At 64.7% G+C, this 18452-nt stretch carries 10 protein-coding genes; 4 read left to right on the top strand and 6 right to left on the bottom strand.

What is annotated here, in order from left to right; translation table 11 throughout:
• The first annotated feature begins 78 nt into the window (after positions 1 to 78).
• Positions 79 to 1647, top strand: coding sequence for a MocR-like pyridoxine biosynthesis transcription factor PdxR (gene pdxR / locus C2L65_RS28820; RefSeq protein ID WP_042315692.1), 1569 nt, complete (start codon positions 79 to 81; stop codon positions 1645 to 1647).
• Positions 1648 to 1681: 34 nt separating this feature from the next.
• On the opposite strand, the gene C2L65_RS28825 is transcribed toward pdxR, so the two are convergent.
• The 4 genes from C2L65_RS28825 to C2L65_RS28840 form a co-directional block, all read right to left on the bottom strand.
• A complete protein-coding gene (locus tag C2L65_RS28825) occupies positions 1682 to 2269 on the bottom strand; it encodes a septal ring lytic transglycosylase RlpA family protein (RefSeq protein WP_042315694.1) in 588 nt (195 codons plus the stop codon).
• 110 nt (positions 2270 to 2379) lie between these two features.
• Positions 2380 to 3147, bottom strand: coding sequence for a peptidoglycan DD-metalloendopeptidase family protein (locus C2L65_RS28830; protein WP_042315696.1), 768 nt, complete (start codon positions 3145 to 3147; stop codon positions 2380 to 2382).
• Positions 3148 to 3340: 193 nt separating this feature from the next.
• Entirely contained in the window at positions 3341 to 7132 is a 3792-nt protein-coding gene (locus C2L65_RS28835; RefSeq protein WP_042315697.1) for a DUF748 domain-containing protein, read from the bottom strand.
• A 205-nt stretch (positions 7133 to 7337) separates the two neighbouring features.
• Entirely contained in the window at positions 7338 to 8753 is a 1416-nt protein-coding gene (locus C2L65_RS28840) for a DUF1254 domain-containing protein (RefSeq protein ID WP_042315699.1), read from the bottom strand.
• A gap of 1212 nt (positions 8754 to 9965) precedes the next feature.
• On the opposite strand from C2L65_RS28840, the gene C2L65_RS28845 reads away from it, so the two are divergent.
• Positions 9966 to 12491, top strand: coding sequence for a heavy metal translocating P-type ATPase (locus C2L65_RS28845; RefSeq protein ID WP_042317280.1), 2526 nt, complete (start codon positions 9966 to 9968; stop codon positions 12489 to 12491).
• Positions 12492 to 12632: 141 nt separating this feature from the next.
• On the top strand, positions 12633 to 14603 hold the full coding sequence (locus C2L65_RS28850; protein ID WP_042317278.1) for a methyl-accepting chemotaxis protein: 1971 nt from the start codon (positions 12633 to 12635) through the stop codon (positions 14601 to 14603).
• A gap of 891 nt (positions 14604 to 15494) precedes the next feature.
• On the opposite strand, the gene C2L65_RS28855 is transcribed toward C2L65_RS28850, so the two are convergent.
• Positions 15495 to 16148 (bottom strand): glutathione S-transferase family protein, encoded by a 654-nt coding sequence (locus C2L65_RS28855; protein WP_042317085.1) that lies wholly within the window; start codon positions 16146 to 16148, stop codon positions 15495 to 15497.
• A gap of 247 nt (positions 16149 to 16395) precedes the next feature.
• Between C2L65_RS28855 and C2L65_RS28860 the strand changes: the two genes are divergently transcribed.
• On the top strand, positions 16396 to 17778 hold the full coding sequence (locus C2L65_RS28860) for a polyhydroxyalkanoate depolymerase (protein WP_042317071.1): 1383 nt from the start codon (positions 16396 to 16398) through the stop codon (positions 17776 to 17778).
• Between the two features lie 27 nt (positions 17779 to 17805).
• Here C2L65_RS28860 and C2L65_RS28865 read toward each other — a convergent pair whose 3' ends face one another.
• Positions 17806 to 18420, bottom strand: coding sequence for a flavin reductase family protein (locus C2L65_RS28865; protein ID WP_042317073.1), 615 nt, complete (start codon positions 18418 to 18420; stop codon positions 17806 to 17808).
• Positions 18421 to 18452: the final 32 nt, after the last annotated feature.

An 18452-nucleotide genomic window follows, 5' to 3' on the forward strand; every position in this document is an offset into this window, starting at 1 on the left:
TGCATCGATTGCGTGATCCACTATAGCCCGTTACGGTTCTACAATAGGGAACCATTTCATAATTCCGGATAGAACCACTTGGATACGGTGATCCTGTCGGACTGGCTCGCCGCGCGGCTCGACCGGACGGCTGGCGAACCCGTCTATCGACAAGTGCTCGGACTGATGCAGCAGGCCATTCTGACGGGCCAGTTGCTGCCCGGCGCCAAGCTGCCCAGCTCGCGTATGCTCGCGTCGGACCTCGGCATCGCGCGCAATACGGTGCTGCATGTCTACGACCAGCTCACGGCGGAAGGCTATGTGTTATCGACCACGGGCAGCGGCACCTATGTCGCCGACACGCGGCCGGACACGGCCGCCGTCAACGCGCGCAAGGCGCCAACGGCGGCGAGTGGCTCTATCGGCGCAATCAGCGGCGTGGTGCCAGGCGCGAACCTCGCCCAGCCCGCTGCACCCGCACGCGGCAGCCTGTCCACGCGCGGTGCTCGCCTGATCCGCCAGGCGGGCGTGTCGGCGAGGCAATGGGGCGCGTTCATGCCCGGCGTACCGGACGTCGCCGAGTTTCCGGCGCGCACATGGAGCCGCCTGCAGGCCAAGCTCTGGAAGGAAGCGAATCCCGATCTCCTGACGTATGCGCCGGGCGGCGGCTATCGTCCGCTGCGGCGCGCGTTGTCGGACTATCTGCGCGTCGCGCGCTCGGTGAAATGCACGCCCGACCAGATCATCATCACAACGGGCATTCATCAGTCGATCGATCTCGCCGTGCGGCTGCTCACGGATGTCGGCGACCGCGCGTGGGTCGAGGAACCTTGCTACTGGGGCGCGCGCAGCGTGCTGCAGTCTTCAGGCCTGACGCTGGCGCCCGTGCCCGTCGATGAAGAGGGGCTGAATCCGCGCGAGTCCGACTTGCAGGCGCCGCCGCGCATCGCGCTCGTCACGCCGTCGCATCAGTATCCGCTCGGCATGGTGATGAGCCTCGCGCGCCGCCGCACGCTGCTCGAATACGCGCGTCAGCATGGCGTGTGGATCATCGAAGACGACTACGACAGCGAGTTCCGTTACGGCAGCCGGCCGCTCGCGTCGCTGCAAGGGCTCGACGACGCGGGTCAGGTGATCTATGTCGGCAGCTTGGGGAAGATGCTGTTTCCGGGTTTGCGGATCGGCTACATGATCGCGCCGGAACATCTCGTCGATACGTTTCGCACGGGCGTCGCCGAGTTGTATCGCGAAGGACAACTGATGCAGCAGGCCGTGCTGACCGAGTTCATCATGGACGGCTATCTGACATCGCACGTGCGGCGCATGCGCGCGTTGTACGGCGAGCGCCGCCAGATTCTGATCGACGCGATCACCGCGCGTTTCGGTGACGCGCTGCCCGTGATGGGCGACGAAGCGGGCCTGCATCTGGTGCTCGGCCTGCCCGACGACGCGAACGACCGCGAGGTGACGGCCGCTTCGTACGACGCGGGCGTGATCGTGCGGCCGCTCGCCGCGTACTACAACAGCGAAACGCCGGCGCGAAGCGGCCTGCTGCTCGGCTACGCATGCGTGCCGAACGATCGCATCGGGCCGGCGTTCGATACGCTCGCGAACGTGATCGAAAGGACTGCGTTTAAGACGACGGCCGCGCCGACGCGGGCGGCTTAGCAGGGCACCCTCGCGCGACGCGTCGAACGCGTTACTAGCCGTTCGTCGTCAGATGCATCGGTCGATGCGCGATGCGCTCCGCTTCGGGCTTCTCCACCCGCTCGATCGACACCTTCGTCACGCCCGCGCGATGCATGCCGAGCGCCGATGCGGCGAGATACGACAGATCGATCACGCGGCCGCGCGCGTAGGGTCCACGGTCGTTGATGCGCACCACCACCGACTTCGAACTCGCCAGCGACGTCACGCGTACATATGATCCAAGCGGTAACGTCCGATGCGCGGCCGTCATCGCATACATGTCGTAGTGCTCGCCATTCGCCGTCCGATGACCGTGAAAACCACGGCCATACCACGACGCGAGCCCCAGTTGCCTGAAGCGGGACGTGTGCCCTTTCGCGCTCGCCGCATGCGCCAGATGCACGGCATGCGCGGCGCGATGGGCGCGGGTTTTTGGATCGACATGCGCGCCGTGCTGCGCGTTTTTCGCCTTGGCACGCGGCTTCGGATCGACCGGCTTATGCTTCCCGGCAGCCGCCGATGCCGACGCAGGCAGCGCGCTCGCCAGCAGGAAGAACGAAACGGACGCGCCGAGGCGTCGTAGCAGCGGGTTCTTTTTCAAGCGATGGCTCGTCTTCGAAATGACGTCGTGCGATGCGCTTCGGCGGCGGTCGCGCAGAACCCGGACCGGTCCGCAGGACGGAGCGCGACGCGCGTCGCCAGGTGACCGGGTCAACCCGAACGTTTTGGCAGGTAGTTTTGTGGATCGACTGCCTTGGTGCCGTCGCGCAGTTCGAAGATCAGATAGGGATGGGGATCGTCAGCAGCACCCATTTCGGCGATGGGTTGGCCTTGCTTGACCGCGTCGCCTTCCTTGACGAGCAGCTTCGCGTTGTTGCCGTAGGCGCTCACGAAACGTTTGTCGTGCTTGACGATGACGAGCAGGCCGTACGCCTTGATCTCGGAGCCTGCGTAGATCACGCGGCCGGTACTCGCTGCCCGGATCGTCTCGCCGGCTGTGCCGTTGATATGAATAGCTTTCGACTGGCCGTCTCCGGCATTCGACGTCACGGGCCCCGAGGCGGGCCAGATGAAGCGCGTCTGCTGCGAGGGCGCAGCAGGCGGCGCGACATTGCCGGTTGCAACCCTGGATTCCGGCGCGCCCGTTTGCACGGGCCCGGACACCACCGCAGGATCAGGCGCCACGCGCAGCACCTGGCCGACGCTCACAGGGTAGTCGTTGGGCAGACGGTTCCAGCGGGCAAGCTGCGCGGGATCACGCCCGAACGCCGCCGCAACGCCCGCCAGCGTATCGCCCGGATTCACGCGATAAAAGCCCGCCGCAACAGGCGCGGGCGCCTCGAGCGCGGGCGGGCGTGCATCGGGCGAACCGGTAAAGAGGTCGCCCCACGGCGCGCTTGCACAACCGGCGAGCGCCAATGCGGCGCCCGCGATCAATAGCCGCTGCGTGAGCTGGCGGCACGGTTTGAAGATGTTCATCGGAAGACGATCGGAAGGATGGCATCGGATGTGCCAGCGGGCTGCATGTCGCAGCCCGCTGGCACAAGGGTTGGCATCCTAAACGAACGTCGTCGCGATGCGTTGACCCCACGCGCGATCGCTCAGTCATCCTTGACGATTGTTAACGTGCTTGCGCGAAAAAGCGGCAAACACGTGAAGAACCGTCGGCGTGTTACTTCAGGCCGAAATCCACCCGCGTCGTCGCGCCCTTGTCGTCGATACCCGAAGCATCGAGCTTCGGCGCCACGATGAAAACGCGGCTGTTGTCGATCTTGCCTTCGAAGTACTGCTGCACCGCCTGCGCGCGGCGCTGCGCGAGATCGCGCAGGCTGGCGTCCGTGATGGGCGCATTCTCGGCGAGCGCGGTCTTCATCTCGTCGTCGGGCAGCGTCTTCGTCAGGCCGACGATGTTGCGCGGCTTCTTGAAGTCCGAATCCTTGTAGGCCTTGGTCAGATACTTGTCGTATTCGTTGGCGTCGACCTTGATCGTCATGGGGTCGACGCTTTCGCCGTTGCCCACGACGTCCTTGAGCTTCTGTTGACGTACAAGCCGGTCGACATAGGCCGTGCGCAGCGCCGGCTGATCGACGGCGGGATCGACGCGGCCGATGATGTCGAGGCGGATCGACGGCTTGTCGGAGAGCGCCTTCACGATCATGTCGAGCTTCTTCTGCGACGCGTCGGACAGCGCGTAGGAGCCCGGATCGAACTCGACGTAGCCGAGTTCCTCGCCGCTGCCGCCGCCAAACGCATGCGCGAGCAGCGAGAACGGCGCCGTCACGGCCTTCTGCAGCAGATTCAGCACCGCGCGCCAGATCAGCCCGCCGACGCTGAACTCCGGATTCGACAGCGAGCCCGACACGGGAATGTCCACGTCGATTTCGCCGCGCGAGTTCTTCAGCAGCGAAATGGCGAGCTTCACGGGCAGCTTGGTCGCCGTGTCGTTGTCGACGTGATCGCCGAACGTGAGCTGATCGATGAAGATGTGGTTGTTCGCCGTGAGTTGATCGTTGACCAACTGATAGTGCAGATCAACGTTCAGCTTGCCCTTTGTGATCGGATAGCCCGCGTACTTCGCCGAGTATGGCGTCAGGTTGGTCAACTCGATGCCGTGCGCCGTTGCCGTCAGATCGAGCGCCGGCTTGGCGATCAGCGGATTCACCGAGCCGCGGATCGTGATCGGGCCGTTGGCGGCGAGCTTCGCGGACACGTCGACGGGTGCCGACTGCTTCGACTCCGTGCCGAACGCGCCGATCGTGCCCTGGATCGCGACCAGGTTTGCCGTGTAGTTCGGCTTGATGAAGTTGTCGGTGTAGGTGACGCGGCCGTTCTGCAGTACGAGCTGGCCGAAGTGCAGGCGCACCGGACTTTGCGGCGGCGTGGCCGCCGTCACCGACGTGTTCGCGCCGGACGCGGCGGAAGCCGGCACGGCAGCCTGTGCTTCGGAAGCGGCGGGCGCGCCGAGCGGAATCGGCTCTTTGCCCTTGGCGCTCTGGTCGCGCGTGAGCGACTGCGGCGCGCCCGTTTCGTGCGCGACCACGTCCTTCAGATTCAGCTTGCCTTGCGCGTCGAGCAACACGCGGCCGTAGAAATTCGCGAACGTGACCTTCGCGGCATCGACGTCCGTGCCGCGCTCGTCGTAATTCGCCTTGATACCCGTCAGCGCCAGCGAGCGCCAGCCGGCAAACGGGTCCGAGGTCGCCTTGTCGATCATCCGCACGTCGACGATCGCCGCGTCGCCGCGATACGTCGCGCGCAGGCCCTTCGACTTGTCGCCCTGCGCGAGCGTCACATCGCCGCTTGCATTGAGCAGCGCGCTCGCGATCGTCGCGTTCAGCTTGCTGCCGAAGTACGGCTCGAGCGCCGCGGCATCCAGCCGGTTAGCGTCGATCTTCATCGCGAGCTTGAGCGGCGTCGCCGTCACGTCGCCCTTCACGCCGAGCGTGCCCTTGCCGTTGACGGTGGCCTGCAGTGCGACGGGCAGCGCGCGGCTCAGGTCGTCGCTGATCTTCTGCACCTTCAGTTGCAGCGGCTTCACGGCGAGCTTGACGGGTCGCGGGGTCGTGTTGTCGATGAAGGTCGCCGCGCCATCCTTCAGGTTCAGTTCGCCGATGCTGTAATGCCACGCCGGCCCTTCTTGCGTCGCCTTCTTCGCCGCGTGGATCACGGTGCGCTCGTGTACCTGCTCCTGCGGCGGGCCAGCCAGCGCGGCCAGATCGATCGTGCCGTCCTTCAGGCGCTGCGCGTCGACGGACAGGCCCGTCACGTCGACCGAATCGAGTTCCGCCTTGCGCGCGGCCAGATCGACGCGCTTGATGCCCGCCTTCCCGTCTGCGATCGAAATGACGGGCTGCTTCGCGTCCCCTGTCGCGAGCTTCAGCGATTGCAGATCGATCTGGCTTGCGCCGATCTGCACATCGACGGGCTCCTTCGACCAGTTCGCCGTCAGGTTCGACTGCACGCTCAACGTGCCGTCGAGCACCTTCGCCGCCGTCACCGTGTCGAGATACGGCTGCATGACGGGCAGTTGCGCCGATTTCAGGTCGATCTTCGCGTCAGCCGTCTTCGCGGCGAGCGACAGGTTGCCCGACACGGCGAGCGCGCTCTGCGGCTGGTTCTTGACGTTGGTCTTGACGGTATAGCGCGCGGGTGTCTTGCCGAGCGTCGAGAAATCCGCCAGCGCCACCGCGAGATTGTTCAGCCCCGCCGACACGGGCCGCGACGCCGCTGCGTCCTGGATTTCGACGGTGCCGTTCGACAGTTCGAATTGCTTGATCTGCAGGTCGAGCGGCGGCGCGGCCTTCGCTGCTTCGGCCTCGGCACCGCTCGCGCCGGATGCAGCCGCAGCCGCCGCGGGCGCGCTCGCCGCCTTGGCGGGCGCTGACGCGGGCGCGGGCGCCGGAGCGAACGTGTGCTGCACACTCAGCACGCCGCTCTTGTCGCGCGCGAGATTCACGGTGGGCGCGTCGAGGCGGATGTCGTCGAAACGATAGACGTTCTTCAGCGGCTCCAGCGTCTGCGCAGCCACATGCAGCGAGCGCGCGGCGAAGAACGGCGCTTTATGCTCGTCGAGTACGTCGATGTCGGCGAGATCCGTCGTCCCCGTGATGCGCAGCGTGGGCGCGTCGCCCGTCATCACGAAACTCACTTTCAGGTCGCTCGACAGCTTGCCAGCCTGCACCGTGACGGGCAGCTTTGCTGGCGAATACGACAGCAGCTTCGGCACGTCGAGCCCTTCGAAGCGCAGCGACACTTCCGATTCCCGCGACGCCGCGAACGGCTTCGTGCGTCCGTCGATGGCGAGCGGACTGCCGTCGATACGCGCGCGCAGCAGCGGCTCGACGAAGATATCGGTCTTGGATGGCAAAGTGGCGATGAACGGAATGCCGAGGCGCCATTCATCGACGATATGCGTAACGCCGAGCAGCCGGTCGTCGAACGTGATCTTGCCGTTTTCAATGCGGATATTGGAGATCGAGAACTGCGCCGGCTTGCTGTCGGGCTTGGACGGCTGCTTCGAGAACTTCTCGATCAGGTCGCTGAAGTTGAAGCGCTGCGCGTCATAGCGGACGATCGTGAAGCGCGGCGAATCGAGATGCACTTCATCGACGATGGGCGCGAGCCGGAAAATCGAGCTCCACGACGTCCGCACGATCAGCCGCTCGATATCGACGAAATCGCCCTTGCCGCCACGGTCGCCGATATGGACGCGGTCCGCTTCGAAATTGAGCGTGTACGGATTGAGCGAGATACGGCCGATGCTGGCCGGCCGGTCCAGTTGCTCGCTCAACTGCTGTTCGGCGATATGCCGGATCAGCGGCGGCGCGGCGAAAAAGCCGAGCAGTCCGAACAGGACCAGCACGACGAATACGACGAGAACGATGCGTCTTGCTCGCCGGCCTTGCGCGACTTCGCGGACGGTCTGAAAGGATGAAGCGAGTGATGCTTTGGTCGGGCTTGCCATGCTTGGTCGCGGGTAGGGCGGCGCAGAACACGCCGCGATGACGAATGTCCAGCTTGGCCGAAGTATACGTCGTGTACTTCGGCCAAACCATCAAATGTCATGAGAATGACGACCGTTGCGGGCAAATAAACGTTAGAAAGTGTAAGTGGCCCGATTTCAGTTGCGAGGACGTGTCCAGCCGTGATGCGGCGGACACGTGCTTCGCTTATTGACGCACGACGGCGGGCGGCTGCCAGGTGCCGTCGCTGGCTTCGGGCTTCGGCGCGTAGAGACGCAGCACGAGCTGGAAATCGCCGCGCGGCGCGGGCAGCCAGTTCGACGCCTTGCGCGGTTTCGCCGACGACACCGTCACGTCGATCGAGCCGTCGCGGTTGCGCCGCACGCCCGCCTTGTCGCCGACTGACGCGCGTGCCGGCGTGGTGTCACCGAGCGCGCCGTCCTTCGTGTATGCGGCGATCGACCAGAAGCCGCGCACGGGCGGCACCTGGTTCGGCTCGAAGTGCATCACATAGCGGTTCGCGCCGTTCAACGCGTGGCCGTCGCTGTCGAGCGAGACGTTGCCGCGCACTTCGTCGTCCTTCGTGCCGATGCCCGGCTGCGCGTACGACGCATAGGCGCGCAGTGCGTAGTCGGGGCCATAGTTGCCGACACCGTCGCCGAACCAGCTCCAGCCGTTGGCCGTCAGCATGTTGGTCGGCGGCGTCGCGACGCGCGTGTGGCCGTCCGCGAGACCGCCGGCGATCGCGTCGCTGGCCGACTTGGGCAATTCGACGGCTTCGTCCGGCTTCACGCCGAGGTCGGCGAGAAACTTGAGCGCGTGCGGATCGGCGGGCGACGGCGGGTTGTCGGGCAGCAGCCGCGCGAGGCGGTCGAAGAAGCCTTTCGCGTCGAGCGCGGCGACCTGCTCGGCGGGCGTGCCGGAGACGCTTGCGTCGGCGGGCATGGTGCGTGGCGCAACGGATGCCGCCGATGCATCGCCCGTATAGACGGACAGCGGCACCACGCGAATGCCGCGCTGCAGCTTACGCACCGCCGTCAGATCGCGTCCGCCGTTCGACTGGATACGCACGTCGAGCCAGATATTGCGCGTGGGCGCGTCGATACGCTTGACGCCCTTGGGCAGATCGCCCTTCCAGTCGGGTTTCGCGAACGCCACCGTCTGCGCCTTGATGCCCGACACGCGCGAGCCGCCCTGCTGTTCGGCCGACCACAGCACGTTGGTCCACATGTCGAGCGCGCGCGCATCCACATAGCGGCCCGCCGAGGTTGGCAGCGACACGATCACCGGTTCATCGCCGACGTCGAGCCACGCGGTCGAATCGAGCGTGTCGATGCCGGGCGTCGGCGGATTGTGTGCGCCGACGGGCGGCAGCGCCGACGCGTGACGCAGCGTATTGACGGGCGCCTGGCCTGGGCCCGTGCCCACGGCGGCGTCGCGCGACGCGCCCATCAGCACGAGTGGATAGGCAAATACGTAGGAGTCGGCGACCTCGTCCTTGATCCAGCCAGTGGGCTTGGGCGCCACGATAGGAGTCGACGCGCACCCGGTGAGAAATGCGATGCCCGCGAGCGCCGCGCAGGCGAGTTGAAACGGAAACTTTTCTCGGCGATTTTTTATCATTCGATGAACCGCGGTCCTGGGTGTCACATGCCTGAGCCAGGACGAGCCCGGTCCGCCGAGCCCCCGCTCGCGCCGGACTTGCCGAAATGTCCTGACATTCCTTTTCTGACAACGCGTTTTAACTTATCCGCGTCGCGGGGGCAAGTTAATGTGAGTGTTCGGCGGTGTTTTGATGTGCCGTCTTTGGTTCGGGTGTTGTTTGTTGGTTTTTTTGGATTTTTGTTTGATTGTTTTGTGGTGGGGCGGGGCCTGCGTGGCGCGGGCTATGCCGGGTGGGGTTGTTGCCTTTGCGCTGGCATCCGCGTTTGAGTCTTCGCGGCGCGGGCGGGTTTGGTTCGCTTGTGTTTGCGCTGGCATCCGCGTTTTGTTAGCGTGCTTCACGCGTCGCCCCTGTGCGGGGCGGCACCTACTTTTCTTTGCCGCCGCAAAGAAAAGTAGGCAAAAGAAAGCGGCTCACACCGCCAACATCTCTCATTGCCTGAGGGCCCCCACAGGGTCTTACGCTTCACACGGCAGCATTTCTGTTCGCGTTCGTTGCCAACGCTTCGAATGAGCGCCTCACCCACTTCAAACACCCGAACAAGGGCAAGCGGCTGCGAATGGTATCTGCCGCCCAGGTGGCAAACTGTGTGTAGGTTGTCGCGACGTACACGTTTGCGCTCTTACATGGTGGGACACGTGCGCAATCGGTCCGAAGTGAGGCGGCCGAGGTGCTACGGCCTACACACAGTTTGCCACCTGGGCGGCCGTGGAATATCTGGCACGGCATGGTGAAGCGCGGGAGCGTGAAGCAGGTGAGGCGCACCGCAAGAGCGTTGGCAACGAACATGGGTCACGTGATTGCCGTTTGAAGCGTAAGACCCTTTGGGGGCCCTCAGGCAAACACAAGAACTGGCGGTGTGAGCCGCTTTCTTTTGCCTACTTTTCTTTGCGGCGGCAAAGAAAAGTAGGTGCCGCCCCGCACAGGGGCGACGCTTGAAGCACGCTTACAAAACGCGGATGCCAGCACAAACCCAAGCAAACCAAACCGGCTGCGCCACGAAGGCATAACGCAGATGCCAGCGAAAACCCCAGAACAACCAAACCGCAGCACGCGCATGCATCCCTTCCCCGTCAGGCAAATACGAAAAAGCCCCTTGACCTTCCCATCATGGGAAGCCTGATACTGCTTCCAATGATGCGCAGTAGCGCAAAAACTGGAGCCTCCCAGCCATGACCGAACTCGCACCACCCCGCGCCGCCGACACGTCCCGCCCGGCGGCATCCTCGGAACTCGACATTCAGGGCATGACGTGCGCGTCCTGCGCGCTGCGCGTCGAGAAGGCGCTCGCCAAAGTGCCGGGCGTCGCGCGGGCAAGCGTGAATCTGGCAACCGAAAAAGCAACCGTCGATGCCGACGCGTCCGTCACCACCGATACCCTCGTCAACGCCATCCGTAAGGCCGGCTACGACGCACAGCCGCTGAACGACGCGCCGCCACCCGACAATGACGCGCAATCGACAGCCGAACTCGCGATCGGCGGCATGACCTGCGCGGCGTGCTCCGGTCGCGTCGAAAAAGCGCTCGCGAGGATTCCCGGCGTGACTTCCGCGTCCGTCAATCTCGCCACCGAAAAAGCAACCGTCACGACCAACGGCGCGGTCGGCGTCGATCAGTTGATCGCGGCCGTCACGAAAGCCGGCTATCAGGCGACGCCTCTCTCCGCCGATGACGCCACACCCGCCGCCACCGAAGACAAAGACGCCGCCGCGCGCGCCGCCGTGCGCCGCGAACTCGGAGCGGTTGTGATCTGCGCGCTGCTGACGCTGCCGCTCATCGTGCCGATGTTCGCGGAACCCCTCGGCCTGCACGCGATGCTGCCCGCCACGCTGCAACTCGCGCTCGCCACCGTCGTCCAGTTCGTGTTCGGCGCGCGCTTCTACCGCGCCGCGTGGAAAGCCGTGCGCGCGGGCGCGGGCAATATGGATCTGCTGGTTGCGCTCGGCACGTCGGCGGCTTATGGCGTGAGCGTCTACCAGATGGCGCTGCACCCCGGCGACACGATGCATCTGTACTTCGAGGCATCGGCTGTCGTGATTACGCTGGTGCGCTTTGGCAAGTGGCTCGAAGCGCGCGCCAAGCGCCAGACCACCGACGCGATCCGCGCCCTCAACGCGCTGCGTCCGGACCGCGCGCGCATCGTCGTCGGCACGGAAGAGCATGAAGTGCCACTCGCGCAGGTGCGCGTCGGCATGCTCGTCGCGGTACGGCCGGGCGAGCGCGTGCCCGTTGACGGGACCGTGCTGCAAGGCCGCACGCATATCGACGAATCGCTGATTACGGGCGAAAGCCTGCCCGTGCCGAAGCAGCAGGACGACCGCGTGACGGCGGGGTCGATCAACGGCGAAGGCGCGATCACAGTGACAACCACGGCGATCGGCGCCGAGACCACGCTCGCCCGCATCATCCGGCTCGTCGAAACGGCGCAGGCGGAGAAAGCGCCAATCCAGCGGCTGGTCGACCGCGTCAGCGAAATCTTCGTCCCCGCCATTCTTGCGATCGCGCTCGTCACGTTGGTCGGCTGGCTGATCGCCGGGCACGGCGCCGAAACGGCGATTCTGAACGCGGTCGCAGTGCTGGTAATCGCCTGCCCGTGCGCGCTCGGCCTCGCGACGCCGACCGCGATCATGGCGGGTACGGGCGTCGCCGCGCGTCACGGCGTGCTGATCAAGGACGCGCAGGCGCTCGAAATCGCGCACCAGGTTCGCGTCGTCGCGTTCGACAAGACGGGCACGCTGACGGTCGGCCAGCCGTCCGTCACGGCGTTCGAGACAGCGGACGGCGTGGGCCGTTTAAACGCGCTGGCGCTCGCGGCGGCCGTGCAGCGGCATAGCGAGCATCCGCTCGCGAAAGCCGTCGTGAAAGCGTTCGAAGCGGATGGCGGCGGCGCCGCGCTGCCCGTCAGCAGCGACGCGCGCGCGGTCGCGGGGCGCGGCGTGGAAGCGGATATCGGCGGCGAAACGTTCGCTATCGGCAGTAGCCGCTGGCTCGGCGAACTGGGCGTCGCGCCGTCGCCCGCCCTCGCCCTCCGCGCCCAGCAGCTCGAAGCGCAAGGCAACACGGTGTCGTGGCTGATCGGGCGCGGCAAGACGGACGCGCAAATCGAAACGCAAGCCGACACACAAGCACAAGCGCTCGCGCTGATCGCTTTCGGCGACACCCTCAAGCCGGGCGCGCGCGCCGCGATCGAACGGCTGTCGCGCATGGGCGTGAAGAGCGCGCTGGTGACGGGCGACAACCAGGGCAGCGCGAAGAGCGTCGCCGCCGCGCTCGGCATCGACGAGGTGTACGCGCAGGTCCTGCCGTCCGACAAGGCGCGCGTCGTCCACGACCTGAAGATCCGCACGTCGAGCGTGGTCGCGATGGCGGGAGACGGCATCAACGACGCGCCCGCGCTCGCCGCCGCCGACATCGGCATCGCGATGGCGACGGGCACCGACGTGGCGATGCACGCGGCGGGCATCACGCTGATGCGTGGCGACCCGGCGCTGGTCGCCGACGCAATCGACATCTCGCGCCGCACCTGGCGCAAGATCCAGCAGAACCTGTTCTGGGCGTTCGTGTACAACCTGATCGGCATTCCGCTCGCCGCGTTCGGGCTGCTGAACCCGATGATCGCGGGCGCGGCGATGGCGTTCTCGAGCGTGAGCGTCGTGACGAACGCGCTGTTACTACGAACCTGGCGTTCGTCGCAATGATCTGAATCAACACTCTAGCTTTCAAAATTAAAGGAAAACGTTTGGCGTGCCGTTAACAGGGTTCAGGCTGCCGTTTCGGCGCCGCGCGCACTCGCGCGCGGCACAGCGGAGCAGCTTCAATCCCGTTACCTGCAGACCCTCATGGATATCCTTTCACTGCGCCGCGCCAGCGTGGGCGCCAGGCTCGCCATGCTCTCGTGCGCGCTGGTGGCCGCCATTTTTGCCGCCTTCACGTTCGCCGTGACCCGCACGGCCGGCACGCAGATCAGCGATCAGGTGCTGTCGCGCATCACCGAGAAAGACCGCTCGATTGCTGCGATGATCTCGCTGTTCGACAAGGCGCTCACGGCCGAAGTGGGCCGCTCGATGACGCTGTTCGCGAGTTTTCTGCCGCCCGGCTACGCGCTCGACGAGACGCAGAAGATCGACATCGCCGGCACGCCGACGCCCGTCTTCAAGGCCGGCGACAAGGTGCTGAACAACGACTTCTCGATTCCCGACCAGTTTCTTGCGCAAAGCGGCGCCATCGCGACGATCTTCGCGCGCACGGGCGACGACTTCGTGCGCGTGACGACCTCGCTGAAAAAGCAGGACGGCTCGCGCGCGATCGGCACGCTGCTCGACCGCAAGGGCCCCGCCTACGGCCCCGTCGCCGGGAACAGGACCTTCACCGGACTCGCGATGCTCTTCGGCAAGCGCTATATCACGCAATACCGGCCGATCACGGACGCCAGCGGCAAGGTAATCGGCGCGCTGTTCGTCGGCGTCGACGTGGATGCGCAGATCAAGTCGGTCGAAGACGGCATCCGCCAACTGAAGATCGGCGACACGGGCTATTACTTCGTGTTGAACGCGTCGAACGGCGCGGAGCGCGGCAAGCTGATGGTGCATCCGGCGGCGGCCGGCCAGGTGGGCGACGAGAGCGCCGCGCCGTACAAGCGCATGATCGACGAAAAGGAAGGCCAGATCGAATATTCGAGCGCGGACGCGACGCTCGGCGAAACGGGCGCTCAGGACAAGTTCGTCTCGTTCGTCACCGTGCCGGAATGGAACTGGCTGGTCGGCGGCGTCGCGAAGCGCGACGAAGTGATGGCCGACGTGATCGCCACGCGCAACCGCTTCATCCTGATCGGCTTCGTGCTGGTCGCGTTGTTCGCCGTGGTGTTCCTGATCGCCGTGCGCCGGCTCGTATCGCGCCCGCTCGACGAAGCGGCGAAGGCGTCGGAGCGCTTTGCATCGGGCGATCTGAGCGTGCGCGTGTCGGCGAGCCACGAACGGCGCGACGACGAAATCGGCCGCCTGATGCAGGCCATCGACGGCATCGGCGAGGGGCTCGCGCGCATCGTTACGCAGGTGCGCAGCGCGTCGGCCGACATGACGGAAGGCACCGCGAAGATCGCGGCTGGCAGCGGCGAGATCGCATCGCGCATCGGCACGCAGGCCGCGAGCCTCGAAGAAACGGCGGCGAGCATGCAGCAGATTACGTCGACGGTGCAGCAGAACGCCGGTCACGCGGCACAGGCGAACACGCTGGTGTCGGGTGCATCGGAAGCGGCGCTCGACGGCGGCCGCGCGGTCGAGCGCGTCGTCTCGACGATGGGCGAGATCAGCCAGTCGTCGAAGAAGATCGCCGACATCACGACGGTCATCGAGGGCATCGCGTTCCAGACCAACATCCTCGCGCTCAACGCGGCTGTGGAAGCGGCGCGTGCCGGGGAGCACGGCAAGGGCTTTGCGGTCGTTGCGTCGGAAGTGCGCGCGCTGGCGCAGCGCAGTGCCGCGGCGGCGAAGGAAATCGAAGGCGTGATCGCCGAATCGACGGCGACGGTGTCGAGCGGCTTCCGTATTGCCGAGGAAGCGAGTACGACGATGCGCTCGATTGTGGAGCGGGTTGGTCAGGTGCAGACGATCATTGGCGAAATCAGCGTCGCTTCGAAGGAGCAGTCGAGCGGGATCGAGCAGGTGAACACGGCCGTCACGCAGATCGGTGAAGTGACGCAGCAGAATGCGGCGCTAGTTAGTGATGCCGAGCAGGCGGCCGCCGATCTGAGTGCGCAGGCTGACAAGCTGGCGGAAGTCGTGTCCGTGTTCAAGCTGGGTGGACACAATTAGGGGTTTTTAGTTTGTCTGCGACGCTGGGTGGTCCGCTAGTTTTCGCGCTGGCATCCGCGTTGTGGTTTCGCGGCGTGGGCGGTTTGGTTTGGTTTGGTTTGGTTTGGTTTGGTTTGCTTTGGTTTGCTTTGGTTTGCTTTGGTTTTCGGTCGCATCCGCGATTCGTTAGCGTGCTTCAAGCGTCGCCCCTGTGCGGGGCGGCACCTACTTTTCTTTGCCGCCGCAAAGAAAAGTAGGCAAAAGAAAGCGGCTCACACCGCCAGCTCTAGTTCCTGCCTGAGGGCCCCCAACGGGTCTTACGCTTCACACGGCAGCATTTCTGTTCGCGTTCGTTGCCAACGCTTCGAATGAATGCCTCACCCGCTTCAAATGCATTTGCACGGGCAAGCGGCAGCGAATGGTATGTGCCGCCCAGGTGGCAAACTGTGTGTAGGTTGTCGCGTCGTACAGGGTAGCGCTCTTACAGGGTGGAACGCATGCGCTATCGGTTCGAAGTGAGGCGTGCGAAGCACTACGGCCTACACACAGTTTGCCACCTGGGCGGCCGTGGACTATCTGGCACGGCATGGTGCAGCGCGGGCGGGCGAAGCGGGTGAGGCGCACCGCAAGAGCGCTGGCAACGAACGTGGGTCACGTGGTCGCCGTGTGAAGCGTAAGACCCGTTGGGGGCCCTCAGGCAAACACAAGAATTAGCGGTGTTAGCCGCTTTCTTTTGCCTACTTTTCTTTGCGGCGGCAAAGAAAAGTAGGTGCCGCCCCGCACAGGGGCGACGCTTGAAGCACGCTAACAAATCGCGGATGCCAGCGAAAAGATAAAACACCAAACGGCCTGCGCAGCAAACACCTCATCGCGGATGCCAGCGAACGCACAAGCAAACCAAACCAGCGGCACCTAAAACTCAACATCAAGCTCATCGATCTCATCGACTTCCAACTGCGCTCCAGCGATCCACTCCTGCATCTCAGGCAGCGCAAGAATCCCCCGCCCATAAGCAACAATATCGGGATCAAGCTGCACATCATAGGTGACAAAGCGCGTAACAACAGGCGCATACATCGCATCCGCCGCGCTACGCTCACCGAACAGATACGGCCCCCCGTACTCCTCCAGACACTCGCGCCAGATCGTCACAATACGATCAATATCCGACTGCGCCCGCGCCCACACCTTAAATCCCGGAAAATGCGCTTTCAGGTTCATCGGCAACGCCGAACGCAAAGAACTGAATCCGGAATGCATCTCACCGCATATCGCACGGCAATGCGCGCGCGCCTTACGATCCTTCGGTAACAGTCCAGCTTCAGGCCGCACTTCGTTCAGATACTCAGCAATAGCCAACGTGTCCCAAACCTTGATCCCATCATGCACAAGACACGGCACGAGAATGGACGGCGACAGCAACAGCAACTCAGCCCGCGCAGCGGGATCATCAACAGGCATCACGATCTCTTCAAACGGCAAGCCGCTGAACTTCGCCAGCAGCCAGCCGCGCAGCGACCACGAGGAATAGTTGCGGCTGCTGATCGTCAGGGTGCTGGTAGCCATCGTGTCAGCCATCGGATTGGGCATGTCTCGCTCCACAGAGGGTCATCGCGGCGCGTTTCGCCGTATCGCGATGCACGATACCGGGCATGTTCGCACCAATTCGCGGCATAACCGGCACCTTACGGAAGGGCGCGCAAGGGCTATGCCAATGCATCGCGGCAGCAAGCCATTCCGCCGACGCCAACATTCAGCTCCGTTGGCATGTGACTTGCCTCTCATTGGCTCAAGTTCTCTTCGTGCGAAAGCCATGAATCCGCTCGCTTATCCGGCGTACCAGGCGTTCGCCAACTTCATGCTGCCGTTGCGCCATGGCGCATCGCTGGTACAGGGCGCGCTCGACGCGTGGCCCGAGTATGCCGGCACGCCATCCGGCAGGACGCTGCGCGCATCGGCCGAATTGCTGACGCTCGCGGGCCTCACGCATGTGCGCCCGCCGTTCGGCATCGACAGCGTCGAGGTCGAAGGGCAAACCGTCGATGTGATCGAAGAAGTCGTACAGTCGACGCCCTTCTGTTCGCTGCTGCATTTCCGCAAGCACGCGTCATTCGACGTGCCGCAGCCTCGCGTGCTGGTGATCGCGCCAATGTCGGGCCACTTCGCGACGCTGCTGCGCGGCACGGTCCGCACGATGCTCGCCGAGCACGACGTCTACATCACCGACTGGCACAACCCGCGCGATGTGTCGCTTTCGGCGGGTCGCTTCGGCTTCGACGAGTTCGTGCAGCATGTGATCGACTTCACCGACACGATCGGCCAGGGTACGCATCTGCTCGCCGTCTGTCAGCCGACGGTGGCCGCGCTCGCCGCCGTCGCGCTGATGGCCGCCGACGACCATCCCGCGCAGCCCGCCAGCATGACGCTGATGGCCGGTCCGATCGACACGCGCGTGAACCCGACGCGCGTGAACGAGCTGGCGAAGAGCAAGCCGATCGAATGGTTCGAACAGAATCTGATCAGCGCGGTGCCGTTCGGTTTTCAGGGCGCGTTCCGGCGCGTCTATCCGGGCTTCGTGCAGCTGAACGCGTTCATGGCGATGAATCTCGAACGGCATCTGGAGTCGTTCGAAACGATGTATCACGAGCGCTCGAAGGGCGAACCGGAGAAGGCGGAAGCGATCCGCGACTTCTACGAAGAATACTTCGCGACGATGGACCTGACGGCGGACTTCTACCTCGAAACCGTCGACACCGTGTTTCAGCGGCACGCGCTGCCGCTGCATGAACTGGAAGTGAGAGGTCGACGCGTCGAGCCGTCGAAGATCAGGCGCACCGCGCTGTTCACGGTGGAAGGCGAGCGCGACGATATCTGCGCCGTCGGGCAGACGCTCGCGGCGCAGGATCTGTGCGACAGGTTGCGTCCGTATCTGAAGACACATCATGTGCAGACGGGCGTCGGGCACTATGGCGTATTCAACGGACAACGCTGGGAGCGGCAGATTTATCCGCGCATCCGCGCAGTGATTCACGACAACGAGCCGCGTGCGGTGCCCGTCGCCACACGTGGCGCGCAGGCGTCGCTGACGCTCGCGCCGGCGGCCGCGTCGAGCGCGACGACGCCGGCGGGCACGACGCCCGCCGCCACGGAAGCGGTCGACGTCGATCTGGCTTCCGACGAGCCCGCCACCGAATGAACTTCGTTGCGAGCATCAGTCAGGGAATCAGGACGTCGGACGAATCATCTGGAACATGTCGCCGATCTGCGCGTAGTCGGCGCGATAGCCCGCGCGCATGATCGGCTGCGCGGCCTGCGTGTCGAACAGACCGTCCTTCAGATACGCGTTCTGGATGTGGACGCCGACCACCTGTCCGAGCGCGAGCCAGTTGTCCATCGGCTTGCCGCTCAGATCATGCAACTGCACGATCTGCAACAGCTTGCATTCGAGCGCGGCAGGCGACTCGCCGACATGCGGCACCGACACGTTGCGCCCCGCGACGGGCGTGAGTCCCGACAACTGGAACTCGTCGACGTCCGCCGCGACGGGCGCCGACGTGCGGTTCATCTGCTCGGCGAGCGGGCGCGTCGCCAGATTCCAGACGAACTCGCGCGTCTCTTCGATATTGCGGATGCTGTCCTTGCGGCCTTCGCTAGCGAAGCCGATGATCGACGGAAACGTCGAAAATGCGCCGAAAAAACTGTACGGCGCGAGATTCAGCTGACCGCTCGCCGCGCGCGTCGATACCCAGCCGATCAGGCGCGGCGCGACGATCGCCTTGAATGGATCGTGAGGCAGACCGTGGCCTTTGGCTGGATCGTAGAAATAGACGTCCGACATGATGTCGCTCTCGTTGTAGTTGACCGTTGCGT

This window comes from Paraburkholderia terrae (genome assembly GCF_002902925.1).
Lineage (GTDB): Bacteria > Pseudomonadota > Gammaproteobacteria > Burkholderiales > Burkholderiaceae > Paraburkholderia > Paraburkholderia terrae.